General features: G+C 61.4%; 15 protein-coding genes. 12 read left to right on the plus strand and 3 right to left on the minus strand.

The window, feature by feature from the left end; all coding sequences use genetic code 11:
* The first annotated feature begins 71 nt into the window (after positions 1 to 71).
* The 7 genes from aroQ to LOKO_RS11620 all read left to right on the plus strand — a co-directional run bounded on the left by aroQ (position 72) and on the right by LOKO_RS11620 (position 5,340).
* Positions 72 to 509 carry a type II 3-dehydroquinate dehydratase gene (gene aroQ / locus LOKO_RS11590; RefSeq protein WP_066449296.1) on the plus strand — a complete coding sequence of 146 codons (438 nt, stop codon included), beginning with the start codon at positions 72 to 74 and terminating at the stop codon, positions 507 to 509.
* 172 nt (positions 510 to 681) lie between these two features.
* A complete protein-coding gene (locus tag LOKO_RS11595; protein ID WP_066449298.1) occupies positions 682 to 855 on the plus strand; it encodes a periplasmic nitrate reductase, NapE protein in 174 nt (57 codons plus the stop codon).
* A 7-nt stretch (positions 856 to 862) separates the two neighbouring features.
* A complete protein-coding gene (napF, locus tag LOKO_RS11600; protein ID WP_066449300.1) occupies positions 863 to 1,360 on the plus strand; it encodes a ferredoxin-type protein NapF in 498 nt (165 codons plus the stop codon).
* Positions 1,350 to 1,661 carry a chaperone NapD gene (locus LOKO_RS11605; RefSeq protein WP_066449302.1) on the plus strand — a complete coding sequence of 104 codons (312 nt, stop codon included), beginning with the start codon at positions 1,350 to 1,352 and terminating at the stop codon, positions 1,659 to 1,661. Before napF ends, LOKO_RS11605 begins: the two co-directional genes overlap by 11 nt.
* On the plus strand, positions 1,658 to 4,162 hold the full coding sequence (gene napA / locus LOKO_RS11610; RefSeq protein ID WP_066449308.1) for a nitrate reductase catalytic subunit NapA: 2,505 nt from the start codon (positions 1,658 to 1,660) through the stop codon (positions 4,160 to 4,162). The genes LOKO_RS11605 and napA overlap by 4 nt, the downstream gene beginning before the upstream one ends.
* Positions 4,163 to 4,186: 24 nt before the next feature.
* The gene (locus LOKO_RS11615; protein WP_066449310.1) at positions 4,187 to 4,678 is read left to right on the plus strand and encodes a nitrate reductase cytochrome c-type subunit; all 492 of its coding nucleotides are present in this window, start codon (positions 4,187 to 4,189) and stop codon (positions 4,676 to 4,678) included.
* Positions 4,675 to 5,340, plus strand: coding sequence for a NapC/NirT family cytochrome c (locus LOKO_RS11620; protein ID WP_066449314.1), 666 nt, complete (start codon positions 4,675 to 4,677; stop codon positions 5,338 to 5,340). Before LOKO_RS11615 ends, LOKO_RS11620 begins: the two co-directional genes overlap by 4 nt.
* Positions 5,341 to 5,350: 10 nt before the next feature.
* On the opposite strand, the gene LOKO_RS20225 is transcribed toward LOKO_RS11620, so the two are convergent.
* Entirely contained in the window at positions 5,351 to 5,533 is a 183-nt protein-coding gene (locus LOKO_RS20225) for a hypothetical protein (protein ID WP_235588848.1), read from the minus strand.
* 220 nt (positions 5,534 to 5,753) lie between these two features.
* On the opposite strand from LOKO_RS20225, the gene LOKO_RS11625 reads away from it, so the two are divergent.
* From LOKO_RS11625 to LOKO_RS11645, 5 genes are all read left to right on the plus strand, one after another.
* Positions 5,754 to 7,073, plus strand: coding sequence for a flavin monoamine oxidase family protein (locus LOKO_RS11625; protein ID WP_066449316.1), 1,320 nt, complete (start codon positions 5,754 to 5,756; stop codon positions 7,071 to 7,073).
* A 154-nt stretch (positions 7,074 to 7,227) separates the two neighbouring features.
* Positions 7,228 to 7,983 (plus strand): enoyl-CoA hydratase-related protein, encoded by a 756-nt coding sequence (locus tag LOKO_RS11630; RefSeq protein WP_066449318.1) that lies wholly within the window; start codon positions 7,228 to 7,230, stop codon positions 7,981 to 7,983.
* An 84-nt stretch (positions 7,984 to 8,067) separates the two neighbouring features.
* Positions 8,068 to 8,901 (plus strand): universal stress protein, encoded by an 834-nt coding sequence (locus LOKO_RS11635; protein WP_066449320.1) that lies wholly within the window; start codon positions 8,068 to 8,070, stop codon positions 8,899 to 8,901.
* 307 nt (positions 8,902 to 9,208) lie between these two features.
* Positions 9,209 to 10,276 (plus strand): GGDEF domain-containing protein, encoded by a 1,068-nt coding sequence (locus LOKO_RS11640; RefSeq protein WP_066449322.1) that lies wholly within the window; start codon positions 9,209 to 9,211, stop codon positions 10,274 to 10,276.
* 127 nt (positions 10,277 to 10,403) lie between these two features.
* Positions 10,404 to 11,012, plus strand: coding sequence for a class I SAM-dependent methyltransferase (locus LOKO_RS11645; RefSeq protein ID WP_066452332.1), 609 nt, complete (start codon positions 10,404 to 10,406; stop codon positions 11,010 to 11,012).
* A gap of 254 nt (positions 11,013 to 11,266) precedes the next feature.
* Here LOKO_RS11645 and LOKO_RS11650 read toward each other — a convergent pair whose 3' ends face one another.
* Together LOKO_RS11650 and LOKO_RS11655 are read right to left on the minus strand one after the other, a co-directional pair.
* Entirely contained in the window at positions 11,267 to 12,979 is a 1,713-nt protein-coding gene (locus LOKO_RS11650) for a methyl-accepting chemotaxis protein (protein ID WP_066449324.1), read from the minus strand.
* A 489-nt stretch (positions 12,980 to 13,468) separates the two neighbouring features.
* Entirely contained in the window at positions 13,469 to 13,855 is a 387-nt protein-coding gene (locus LOKO_RS11655; protein WP_066452333.1) for a hypothetical protein, read from the minus strand.
* Positions 13,856 to 13,887: the final 32 nt, after the last annotated feature.

Genomic DNA, 13,887 nt, shown 5'->3' on the forward strand with positions numbered 1-13,887 from the left:
CGGGGCGCGGTTCCTTCCGCTATCTCGCAGGCATTTGTGCAGTGTTTCCCTAACACGAAAGAGACAACGAGATGAACAAAGTACTGGTACTGCACGGCCCCAATCTCAACCTGCTGGGTACCCGCCAGCCGGAGATCTACGGCAGCGAGACCCTCAACGACATCAACAATGCCCTCTACGAGAAGGCGGCGATGAACGGCTGGGACGTCACCTGTCGCCAGAGCAACCACGAGGGCGAACTGATCGATGCGATCCATGCCGCCCGTGTCGACGGCACCGCGGCGATCATCATCAACCCCGCCGCCTATACCCACACCTCGGTGGCGATCCTCGATGCGCTCAACGCCTTCGACGGCACGGTTATCGAGGTGCATCTCTCCAACGTGCACAAGCGTGAGAGTTTCCGTCATCACTCCTATGTCTCGCTGCGTGCCGACGGCGTTATCGCCGGGCTCGGCAGCCAGGGCTACCTGGCCGCGCTGGATTCTTTGATCAGGGGTGCCGGGTAGCCCCGAGCGGGCTGATAACAGCCCTGCGCAAGCTACTCTTCTGTTCGGGCCAGCCAACTGGCGGGCCCGATTTGTTGTTTTTATGTAACAAAGCCTGGCAGGGGTGGAATATTAGCTACCCTGAAAGTCAGGGTGACCAATAATCTGCTATCGGGTAATGAGGGGGAGTGGCATGGAAGACCCGGATACCTTGGCACCGGAGGAGCGTAAGAAGAAGGAGCTAAAGTTGTTCCTCTTCATTGCTATTTTGCTGTTTCCGATCCTGGCGATAGCCCTGGTCGGAAGCTTCGGCTTCTCCGTATGGATTTACCAGACCTTCACCGGCCCACCCGGGCCCCCGGGCTGAGGGCCGCATGACAAAAACGAATAACAACAGACGTCGGCAATTCTTTCGCTCCCTTGGCGGACATGGCCCGATCCAGCGGCCTCCCTGGACCGGCGATGACTTCACCGAGCGCTGCGTTCGCTGTGCAGCCTGTATCGACGCCTGCCCCGAGCAGGTGCTGTTCCACGGCGGGGGCGGCTATCCCGAGATCCGTTTCAAGCACGAAGGCTGCACCCTGTGTCGCGCCTGTGTCGACGCCTGCGACGAGCCTGTCTTCGATATCCGGCGCAACGCCTTTCCCTGGCGAGCCCGCATCGAAGCCCACTGCCTGGCACTGGCCGATATCCACTGCCAGAGCTGCCAGGATGCCTGTGAATGGCATGCGATCGCCTTTCCCCCGCAGTTGGGGCGCCCCCCCAAGCCGCGGCTGAACCTCGAGGCCTGTACCGGCTGCGGTGCCTGCCAGGCCCAGTGTCCCAATCACGCCATCACAATGACAAGCGAGGAGATGGCCCATGCCGAATGATGCCCTGCATATCGCCAGTTTTCTGGTCCATGTCCAACCGGAGGAGTGCAAGACGGTGGCGCAATGGCTGGCTGCCCAGCCCGACAGTGAGATTCGTGCCGAGGATCCGTCCGGCAAGCTCGTGGTGGTGATGGAGAGTGAGCGAGAGGGCCGCATTCTCGACCTGATCGATGCGGTTCAAACCCGCCCCGGCGTGCTGGGTGCGGCCCTGGTCTATCACCAGATGCTCGAGCCTGGTACCGCCGATGAACCCGCCGACTCCGTGGAACAACAAGCCCCAGCAGAAGGGATGCCGACATGAAGTTGACTCGCCGTGAATTTGCCAAGGCCAATGCGGCAGCCGTTGCGGCTGCCACCGCCGGAATGGTCCTGCCGGCCGGTGCCAGTAACCTGATCACCAACGCCGAACTGACGCAGCTCAACTGGAACAAGGCACCCTGTCGCTTCTGTGGGGTGGGTTGCAGTGTGATGGTGGGCACCCAGAACAACCGTATCGTTGCCACTCACGGCGATGCCCAGTCGGAGGTCAACCGTGGGCTCAACTGCGTGAAGGGCTACTTCCTTTCCAAGATCCTCTACGGTCAGGACCGGTTGCAGCAGCCGATGTTACGCAAGCGCAACGGCGTCTACGACAAGCGGGGCGACTTCGAACCGGTCTCCTGGGACGAGGCCCTTGACCTGATGGCCGACAAGTTCAAGAGTGCCATTCGGGAACACGGCCCCGACAGCGTCGCCATGTTCGGCTCCGGACAGTGGACCATCTGGGAAGGCTATGCGGCCAGCAAGCTGTTCAAGGCAGGGCTGCGCACCAACAACATCGACCCCAACGCTCGTCACTGCATGGCCTCGGCGGTGTTCGCCTTCATGCGCACTTTCGGCTCTGATGAGCCCATGGGCGTCTACGACGACATCGAGCATGCCAATGCCTTCGTGCTGTGGGGCTCCAACATGGCGGAGATGCACCCGATCCTGTGGACCCGGGTCACCGACCGCCGGCTCTCATTTCCTGACACTCGGGTAGCCGTGCTCTCTACCTTCGAGCACCGCAGCTTCGACCTGGCCGACATCCCCATGGTGATGAAGCCCAATGCCGATGTGGTGATCCTCAACTACATCGCCAACCACATCATCCAGACCGACCGGGTCGATCGTGACTTCGTCGATAGCCATACGAACTTCGTACGCGCCGTGGACGACATCGGCTACGGCCTGCGGGACGAACATCCGCTGCAGCAGGCAGCCGCCAACGCCGATGACCCCAACCGCTGGACAGAGATGAGTTTCGACGAATTTGCCGACCATGTCTCTGACTTTACCCTGGAGCGGGCGGCGCGGGAGTCCGGCGTCTCCGAGAGCCGGCTCGAGCAGATGGCGGAGCTCTATGCCGACCCCGATATCAAGGTGATGACCTTCTGGACCATGGGTGTGAACCAGCACACCCGCGGCGTGTGGGTGAACAACCTGATCTATAACCTGCACCTGCTGACCGGCAAGATTTCCGAGCCCGGCAACAGCCCCTTCTCGCTGACCGGCCAGCCATCGGCTTGCGGCACGGCTCGTGAGGTAGGCACCTTCGCCCACCGCCTGCCGGCGGACCGGGTGGTCACCAACCCTGAGCACCGCGCCTTTGCCGAGGAGGTCTGGAAGCTTCCCGAGGGAACTATCCCCAGCAAGGTGGGTTTCCACGCAGTCGAGCAAAGCCGCAAGCTGAAGGATGGCGAGATCAAGGTCTACTGGACCCAGGTGTGCAACAACATGCAGGCAGGGCCCAATACCCAGCAGGAGATCCTGCCGGGCTGGCGTAATCCAGAGGCCTTCGTCATCGTCTCCGATATCTATCCCACCGCCTCGGCACAGGCCGCCGACCTGATCCTGCCGGCTGCCTCCTGGGTGGAGAAGGAAGGTGCCTTCGGCAACTCCGAGCGTCGCACTCAGTTCTTCCACCAGCTGGTCGATGCACCGGGAGAGGCCCGCTCAGACCTCTGGCAGCTGGTCGAGTTCTCCAAGCGCATCCGGGTCGATGAGGTATGGCCTTCCGAGCAGCTTGAAAAGGCTCCTGAGCTCCGGGACAAGACCCTTTTCGATCTGCTCTACGCCAACGGGCAGGTGGATCGCTACCCGCTCTCGGACATGGAGGAGGGCTACGCCAACCGGGAAGCGGAAGCGTTCGGCTTCTATATCCAGAAGGGGCTGTTCGAGGAGTACGCCCGCTTCGGTCGTGGCAAGGGCAAGGACCTGGACGACTTCGATAACTACCACCAGAACCGCGGCAAGCGCTGGCCGGTAGTAGACGGGGAGGAAACCCTGTGGCGCTATCGCGAAGGACTCGACCCCTATGTAGAGGAGGGGCGGGGCGTGCAGTTCTATGCCAAGCCTGATGACCGGGCGCTGATCTTCGCCGTACCCGACGAGCCGCCCCCCGAATCGCCGGACGATGAATTTCCCTACTGGCTCTCGACCGGACGGGTGCTGGAGCATTGGCATACTGGTTCGATGACACGCCGGGTCCCCGAGCTGCATCGAGCGGTACCGGCGGCGTTGCTGTACATGCATCCCGAAGATGCCCGTGCAGAGGGTATGCGGCGCGGCAGCGAGGTGAAGGTGATCAGCCGGCGCGGCGAGGTGCGTCTGCGGGTCGAGACACGGGGCCGGGTTACCCCGCCGCAGGGGCTGGTCTACGTGCCCTTCTTCGATGCCAATCGGCTGATCAATAACGTGGTGCTGGATGCCACGGACCCGATCTCCAAGCAGACGGACTTCAAGAAGTGTGCGGTCCGTCTGGAACTGATCAGCCTGGCCTGAGGCCGAGACGCAAGGAGAAATGCAATGAAATGGCTCACACTGCTCAGTCTTGCGCTGGCGCTGGTCGTCGCCGGCCTGGTAATCGCCGAAGAGCACCGCGACGATTCTGCACCGGACGGCCTGCGTCCGGGTGGTACCCTCAGCCAGTCCCTGCCGGCTCCACCGCTGGCCGGCGAGCCCCGGGACGCGGGGCGTGAAGTGCTCAACTACCCCGAGCAGCCCCCGGTCATTCCCCACGGCATTCGCGACTATCAGGTCGATGCCCGTGCCAATCGCTGCCTGACCTGCCACAGCCGCAGCGAGGCGGTACAGGCCGGCGCCCCCATGGTCAGCATCAGCCACTTCCGTGACCGTCATCAGCAGGTGCTGGCGGCGGTATCGCCGGACCGCTACTTCTGCACCCAGTGTCATGTGCCTCAGACCGATGCCAGTCCCATCGTCCCCAACACCTTCCTCACCGTCGACGAGGTGCTGGGCGACATGCTCCGGGAGCGGCGTGATGGGGGTGGACAATGAAGCGCTGGCTGGCCAGTTACTGGCGTATCCTGTCTCGCCCCAGCATGCACTTCAGCCTGGGATTCCTGACGCTGGGGGGCTTCATTGCCGGGGTCTTCTTCTGGGGTGGCTTCAATACCGCGGTGGAGGCCACCAATACCCAGCAGTTCTGCATCTCGTGTCACGAGATGGAGCGCAACCCCTACCGGGAAATGCAGGGCACCATCCACGACGTCAACCGCTCCGGGGTCGGCGCTCAGTGTGCGGACTGCCATGTCCCACACGGCTGGACCCACAAGATGGCGCGAAAGATGGAGGCTTCCAAGGAGGTCTGGGGCTGGATCTTCGGTACCATTCGCACCGAAGAGCAGTTCGAGGACAAGCGGCGTGAGCTGGCAGAGAGGGAGTGGACCAGGCTCGAAGCCAACGACTCACTGGAGTGTCGCAACTGTCACGACTTCGACTCGATGGACTTTACCATGCAGAGTTCCAGGGCGGCTCGTGCACACTCGACCACGCTCGCCGAGGGAGAGGCGACCTGCATAACCTGCCACAAGGGCATCGCCCACGAGCTACCGGACATGAGCGACTACCACGGTACCGCCACCAGGCTACCCGACATCGAATCCTGGGTGGCGCACCTGGAGCGGGATGCTCCGGCGCATGGGCACTCGAGCAACTGACCCCTACCTCCTAACCGAAGAGCCCGGCAGATTCGCAGCTCAATTGATCGTGGTGCGAATCTGCCGGGCTTTTTTCTGCAGCAGCGGCCTGCAGCAGCGGCAGGTACTCCTGCATCAGGGTGTCGATATCCACGCGAGCGGCATTGGTGCTGATATTGATACCACCCAACAAGGCGCTGCGTCTCGATTGCAATACCCTGGCTTCGTCGAATGCGGCCCTGGGGGAACGCACCGTGTCGCTGTGCGAGCAGTACGAGCGTCCAGTGGCTGACCTGACAGCAGGCTCGCGAAATATTGGGTCTTGCGGCTGGCTGATGACCAGGTACGGCTGCTGATTTGGCGTTGCAGGCTGGTGAGGCATACGCTGATTAAAGGGACGCAGGGTTATCACGGGCGACATGGATCGAGTCGATATGCAACGCAATGAAGCCGAGAGAAGTGCCGACGTCATCGTGGTGGGTGCCGGCCTGGCCGGCCTTTCAGCGGTGCGGGAGCTCGAAGCGGCTGGACTGAGCTGCCAGGTAGCGGAGGCGCAGGGCCGTGCTGGCGGGCGTGTCCGCTCCTCAACCGGTGAAAACGGCTACCCGATCGAAGAAGGGGCCCAGTTTCTGAATCAGGACATGACGGGCCTCGTCGAGCTGGTGCATGAAGCCGGAATGGAGCTGATGGTGAGCTCGGAAGGCGCGACGGCGGGCCTCGGGGCATCGGGGGTCATTGGAACAGATGATTGGTTGGGGGCGATGGATGAGGCATGGCCCGACCTGGTGTCCTATGCGGGCTATCAGAGTGGTCGCCCCGACCGCTCGGTCGCCGAGCTGATTCAGGAGATTACCTCTGACGCCAAGGGCGCCGCTCTCATGAAAAGCTCGCTCTGTGAGCTGTTATGCCATGAACTCTCCGATATCAGCGCCCAAGGCGTGCTGGAAATCTATGCCAGGTATGACTCGCAGCGAGAGGATGGGGAATGTCAGGTGACAGGCCCCCTCGCTACCGTCGTCGCCCGGCTTGTCGATGGCCTGTTACGTGTGCCTCATTACCACACGGCCGCGATGGCTGTGTCGAGAGTGGCAGGGCCGGGTGGTGATGCATTCGATGTCGCCACCTCTCATGGTGCCTATCGCGCCGGCGCTGTCATCCTGGCGGTGCCACCGGTCGCCGCCCGTGAGATCGAACTCCCCCCGCCTCTGGCAGACGAGGTTTGCGCCGCCCTTGAGAGCTATATACCCGGAGCGATGATCAAGACCACCTTCGTTTATCGTGACGCCTACTGGCGCCAGCCGGCCGACTGGCATGGCGGCCAGCCGATCAGAGAGGTCGTCTGCATCGATCCGATGGGTGTGACTCTCACGGATACGTCGAGGGTGGGAGAAGACGAGGCACGTTTGACGATGTTCACCGGCGGGGGACGCGCCCCCGATCTGGCCCAGCTTGCTCAGGCTGAGCGACAATCCGACGCCATCGATCTGCTGGGGCAGGCTTTCGATGACGGTAAGGCAAGGCAACCCATTGAAATGACGGATACCGTCTGGGTCCAACATCCCTGGTGTGGCGGCGGGTATAACGCACACATCCGTTTCGGAGGGATGCCGGATGCTGCGGCACGGCTGCGCGGGGTGGAAGGACGAGTGCTTTTCGCCTGCTCGGAGATCGCTGAGCGGTTCCCGAGTTACATGGAAGGTGCCTTGGATGCCGGCAGATCCTGTGCGGCTCGTTTGCTTAGGCTGCTGCGCTAAGCTTCTTGCCGAGAGGAAACGAACGAGTTGGCAGGTGAAGGTGGCTGGGGCAGACTCTCGAGCTGCGAGAGACCGGGCAGATCAAACATTAGCATGCTCATTAAAAAGTGCTTATGCTGAAGGCAAGGCCCCTTGCCCGCAACGGAGATAGCTCATGGCGACTCGAATCACGACCTCCCGCAGAGAGGACGGCATCACGCTGGTGAGGATCAGCTGCCCTGAACGACGCAACATCCTGGACGAGGCAAGTTACATCCAACTGATGGATGCGCTGGCTTCGGCCGAGGCGGACGATGGGGTCAAGGTCCTGATCATCACGGGCAGCGAGAACTGCTTTACCGCCGGCAACGACCTGGCCAACTACAAGGCACTGGCGGAGGCGACTGAGGTGCCGGCCATCACCTTCCTGCGTCGCCTGCATGCCTTTCCCAAGCCTGCCATTGCCGCTGCAGAGGGTCTCGCCCTGGGGATTGGTTCGTCGATTCTTCTGCACTGCGATTTCGCCTATGCGGGCAATTCCACGAAGTTCTACCTGCCCTTCATCAACTTTGCCCTGACGCCCCTGGGCGCCACGACACATCTGCTGCCCAAGCTGGCCGGTAACAAGTTGGCCAGTGAAATGCTCATGCTCGGAAAATCCCTTTCCGCGTCCCGTGCCTGTGACCTGGGCCTGCTGACTGATACCACCCCCGATGGCAAGGCGCTGGAGCAGGCGATCGACTGTGCCACGCGGCTTGTCGCCAAGCCCTCCGATACGCTGTTGGCCACCAAGGCGCTGCTGCGGGAGAGCGAAGCCGAAGCAGTGGGCCATGCCTTCGACCGGGAAGAAAGGCAGCTGCTGGAGCGGTGCCGCTCCGCGGAAGCCCAGAGTGCCATTGACGCTTTCTTTGCCAAGAAAGCGAGCCACTAGCGATAAGCGTCTAGCCAGCTGCTCGCAACTCCTTGCTGATCTGCTGTAATGAAGGCAAGACCAGCCGCGATAGAAGGGGACGATATGCAGGTACTTCATGTGGCAGTGGACGAGTCCAGGCGCTCATTGCAGGGCATCCACTTGGGCGAGCTGTTACATCGTCAGTGGGGCGGCACCATGGCGTTGGTTTCCGTCGTGGCGTCATCCGACCAGGTGGATAAGCGCCGGGCCGCGCTGCATGATGCGCTAGACCGGCAAGAGCTGGGGGCTTATCGGGAGTCACTCGAGATAGTGACAGGTGATGCCGCCGATGTGCTGGCCGGGCTGGCTTCCGACCCTGGCGAAGGGTTGCTGTGCATGACCTCCCATGGTCGACGCCCGGCGTCCGAGTTATTGCTTGGCAGCGTTGCGGCAGAAACCGTGCGCCGTGCTGGCGCACTGGTGGTGCTTGGCGGCCCCCGGTTCGATCCTGGCAGGCATGGGCGTATCGATACCCTGATGGTCTGCGTCGATGGATCGCGCCCAGCTGAGTCGGTGCTCGAGCCTGCAGTCAATCTGGCCAGGCGACTCGATGCCAGGCTGCAATTGTTGCATGTGGTAGAGGTCGAGACCGATGCGGCATCAGTACTGCCTGGTGGTACGGGGCATGGCGATATCATGGAGTCGGGGTATGTGCAAAGCCTGGCGCGCCGGATTCGCGAGGCGGACGGTTTCGAGGTGGAGTGGGAAGTGCTGCATGGGGACAGCCCTGCAGAGGCTATCCACCGTTACCTGACTCCTTGTACCAATGCCATGGTTGTCATGACGACCCATGGACGCAGTGGTTTTTCACAAGTGGCCACAGGCAGTGTCAGCCGCGAGATATTGCACAAGGCGCACTGTCCGGTGGGGATTATGCGCCCGGTAAAAGGGGGGTGATGGCACTTCTTCGGGAGTTTTCACTATTTCGGATAGCGCACGCTGCGGCGATTCTCCACCAGCACAGCAAGAATCACATTGGCTTCCCGCATGGCCTGTGTGGGGAGCTCGCCCTTGCGACGGGCGCAATGGCGCAGCAAAGCCTACTCCATACTGTGGGTGTTGAAAAAAATTTAAAGACCTCTGCAGCCCAGCCGATAAACCTTTATCACCTTTTGCAAACATGATCGCCAGCGGCGGGTGAGGTCTTGCTTTCGTGAGGCCTGCTTACTCGATGGGTGCGCGACAGCAGGGAGTGCGGGTACCCATGAAGACACCGCAGTGGCTGAGTTGGCGGGGCGCGAGCGATACCGATGCCGGTTCGGGAGCGGATTCGCGGCGGTTTTGGCTGGCCAACTGCTTCTTGATCATCGTTGCGCTGACTTCGCTGGTCTATACCGTGGTCAACTTTTTCCTGTTCGAGGCCATCCTGCTGGCGGCCGTCGAATTGGCCTTCTTCGTCATCGTCGTGCTGGCACTGGCCGACATGCGGGTCAACCGTAATATCGAGCGATCGGCCTGGGTGACGGTGTTGTCCTGTGGCGGCCTCTCGGCGTTCTTCTATTGGTACGTGAAGGCCGATGTCTCGGCGGCGGTATGGACGGTTTTCTTCGCTATCATTAATTTCTTCCTGCTCGGCACGCGCAAGGGCTTGCCAGTCTACTTGGTCTTCTTCGCGGTCATCCTCTCGATGACCGTTGCATACCGAGAAGATTGGGCAGCACTGGCATCGGGAGCCGCACTGACCAATATCCTCGGCGGGATGATGGCTTTCGGTGCCGCGGCCTACTATCAGGAACGGTCCCGGGAAGCCGCCCACGATAGGATCGAAGCCCTGGCCAACCAGGACAGCCTGACCGGCATCTCGAACCGCCGCCATTTCTTGCAGCGCTTCGAGCGGGATCGCCAAGCCTTGTGCCTCCTGGGCGGGCAGTATTCCCTGGTTCTCATCGATATCGACAATTTCAAGTCGGTCAATGACACCCACGGGCATGCCGTGGGGGACCAGGTCATTATTGCTGTCACCCGACGCATTCTCTCGGCCGTTCGGTCTCAGGATCTGGTAGCCCGGTTGGGTGGAGAGGAGTTCTGCGTCCTGTTCTACGACTGCGGGGGCAGCGATGCCTGGCGCCGTGCCGAGGAGCTCCGTCGGGTTGTCGGTGCTGAGCCGGTGGCGGTGGACAGCCAGAGTGTGATGGTGACGATCAGTGCGGGGGTCGCCGATGGGGATCCTCGGTCCCAGGGGTTCAACGAGATGTTCGCAGATGCGGACAGGCGCCTGTATGCCGCCAAGGCAAGGGGGCGCGATCGGGTGGTGGGGCAGTTGTCGCCGTGATGTTGTTTCCGACGCCGCTTGCCGTTCGCTCTCGCTGGCAGGATTGCCTATGCTGGGCCTTGGCAGGGGCGGCAAAGGTGACATTTATCGCCTGACGACCGGGGCCGAGAGCACAGGAAACCAAGCGATGTTTCGAAGCTGGGTCTATGACTCCCTCATCCTCAGGCTCACGGCCCGCTGGTATGCCGAGGTGCTCAAGCGCCTGCCCGCAGGTGCAGTATTGCTGGATGTCGGGATAGGCACGGCCGGGGCGCTGGCGGCCAACGCCGAGACGGTGAGGTGCAAGGGGGTGCGCATTACCGGCATTGATATCGATGCCGATTACATCGTCCGAGCAAGGCGCCGGCTCGAGGAGACAGCGCTCGGTGCCCATGCCGAAGTACGTCTCGAATCTGTCTACGACCACCGCGCCGGCCCCTATGACGCCGTTTATTTCTCGGCCAGCTTCATGCTGTTGCCCGAGCCCGAACGGGCGCTGCGCCACTGCACGGCATTGCTCAGCCCGGGCGGACGCATCTTCTTCACCCAGACCATCCAGCAGCGGCCCTCGCGCGGGATGGAGTGGTTCAAGCCCATGCTCAAGCGGCTCACCAGCATCGATTTCGGGCGGGTGACCTATGAAGATGCCTTCAAGGCGCAGCTCGACGCCGCCGGCCTGTCGCTGGAAGAGTTAACGGTGCTGTCGCGTCACGGCAATCGAGCCTCGTGCCTGGCCGTTGCACGACCACGAAGCTGACTCTTTCGAACCATTCCACGCTGAACGGCAGGATGTCCTGCGGGCTGTGAAAGGTCCATCACCGCATTGGCTTGCCTCACTCCACGTCCTTGGTGACAGGCTACGGTAGAGCAAACCAATCAAGAAAGCTGTTGCTTGCGTCAGCGGCCAGGGCCAGTAGCGCCAGGTGCCTTGATACAAAAACGCCGACTGAAGGTTCCGACATCGCGACAGTCGAACGGGGCGGCATCTCCTTGCTCAGAGGGCTGGAAAGCCTAAAAGGCTTCCCATTCCGGCTCCTCTGCTGTCTTTCGCTGCTGACGAGATCGCGGCATGGGATCGCGATCCATTTCTACCTGGTTGGATGAAATGAAGCTGCTGGGGATGGCCGGTGCCAAGTTGCCCGTTGTTGAGGAGGATGACTTCTCTCCGATACGAAATGAGCTGACTGCATTTGCCAACAGTTCGGCTTGGGTCTGCAGTGATGAGGCTGCCGCTGCAGACTGCTCCACCAGTGCAGCATTCTGCTGCGTGACCTGATCCATCTGGCTAACCGCAACGCTGACCTGTTCGACCGCCTGGGACTGTTCCTCCGAGGCGGCGTTGATGTCGGCCATCAGCTCCGAGACCTGGCGAACGCTGCCCACGACCTGCTCCATGGCTTCGCCGGCCTGCTTGACCAGGGCGCTGCCGTCCTTGACCAGCTCGCCATCGAGGGTGACCAGCGTCTGGATCTCCTTGGCGGCCGTGGCGCAGCGCTGGGCCAGGTTGCGTACCTCGCCGGCTACTACGGCGAACCCTCGGCCCTGCTCACCGGCCCTGGCGGCTTCCACCGAGGCATTGAGTGCCAGGATGTTGGTCTGAAAGGCGATACCGTCGATCACTGAGATGATGCTGCCGATCTTCTCCGCACTCTCTTCGAGTTCCTGCATCTTACCCATGGCCTGCGCCGTCTTGTCGCCCCCGTTATCGGCCAGCAGACGAGCATTGCGCGCAAGCTCGTTGGCCTGGCGGGTGTTGTCGGCGTTCTGCTTCACCGTCGAGGCGACTTGCTCCATGCTGGTGGCCGTTTCCTGGAGGCTCGCGGCCTGCTCTTCCGTGCGCTGGGAGAGATCGTGATTGCCCGAGGATATCTCGCTGGAGGCGGCATGGATGGCCTGGGCGGAGAACTGGATCCGGGCCACCAGCTCGCGCTGCTGGGACTGGGTTTCACTCAGGGACTGTAGGGCGAGGCCGATCTCGTCACGGCGTTCCACCTCAATGCGGTTGTCGAGGCTGCCGGCGGCAATCGCCTGGAAGTACTCGATCATGCGTCCCAAGGGCCGGGTAATGGCGCGAATCAGGGTCCAGCCGCCCAGGCTGGCTATGATCAATGCCAGGACGATCATGGCTGCGGTCAGCAAGCGCATGAAATCGGAGGTCGACTGGGCCGCAGCATACTCGGCACGGGCCACTTCCCCCTGAAGGTCGATCAGCTCATGCAGCGTCTGGTTGGCGGCAACGAAAGCGGGGCGTGTCGCCTCGATCATATGGGCAGATGCCTGATCGATCTGGCCGGCCTCATAAAGGGCGATGGCCGGCTCCACTCCCTGCTGTAAGAAGGCACGGCGCTGATCAGCATAGCGCTCGGCAAGCTCCGCCTCGCGTGGGGTCAGGAAGGTTGCCATGTAGGTCGTCCAGACCTGCTCCATCGCCGCGATATTGGCGCCCACGGCATCCAGGTAGGGTTGTCGGTTTGTCTGACTGGCTGCCTCGCCGCCGGCATGGTCGTTGGTCAGGCTGATCTGGTTGAGCTCAATGATGGTGTCCCGCATCAGTTCATCGATGCGGGTCAGCTGTTGCACCGGCACCAGTCGGTCCTCGTAGATGGTGTCGATGGCGCTGCTCAGTGCGGTCATTCCGCGTATGCCGAGGCTGCCAACGATGGCAATCAGTGCGACCAGCAGGGTTATCAGTACGGTCAGTCGAGCTTTGATGGTGAGGTTCATCCCCGGATTCCTGGCAGGGTCATTAAGCGGCTAGCAAGCGATGCCAGAGATTGGCTGTGCGCATGCCTTTCATGTCAAGTATTATCCTCAAAATAATGACACAAAAACTATGCATTAGGGTAGTGTATTTCGAAAATGTACAGCTATTCTTGAGTATTGTCATTTATTTATATGATATGAAAGGATTTTATTATAGAGACTCTGTACATAGTGATAGTGGCGTGCATGGGCCGCCTGATCAGATATCAAATATTCTTGATGGCGGCAGTCAGTTTCCAACCGCCGTTGGCATTGAAATCAGGCAGGGCGCAGGAAAGCTGAGTACTTAGTGCTTGCCCAGCCTGCTTACTGACACTGGTCTGGGAGCAGGCTGGTAGACGGGTTGGGAGTGAAGCGCTGGGCGGGCGTGTGAAGTCGCAGATTTATCAGAGTGATATCAGGCGTTGCGGAGTGATTCAGTGCGCCCATGACAAGAATACTGTGAGCTGGCTAGGGCGAGTTCTTGTGCTCGTCTTCACGGACCTCGTAGTCGCCTTCCAGCACCTGCTGTTCGCGGTGGGAATCTCCGCCAGTCCCGGTGCGATAGTGCGTCTCCCGGTAGTGAAAGCTGGTACCGACATCGCTCGCCTGCTCGGCGCGCATCTGCTCGAGGCGCTTCTTCATGCGATAGCGCATGATGGGCAGCATGGCCCAGCCGATCAGCAGGAAGAAGAGGCCCAATACCGTGCCGATGATCAGCAGCATGCCGAACAGCAGCCAGGTCAGGATCAGCTTCAGCCCGCCGAGAGGCCCGCGCGGCGTCTGGCGGGTACGGGCACGCCACTGCTGTGCCGCGTGCCAGGCGGCGTTGCGGCGCGGGTCGTTGGGGTCGGTCATGGACATCTCCAGCGAGAGCATGGCGTCACCAT

This window comes from Halomonas chromatireducens, from assembly GCF_001545155.1.
GTDB classification, from domain to species: Bacteria; Pseudomonadota; Gammaproteobacteria; order Pseudomonadales; family Halomonadaceae; genus Halomonas; species Halomonas chromatireducens.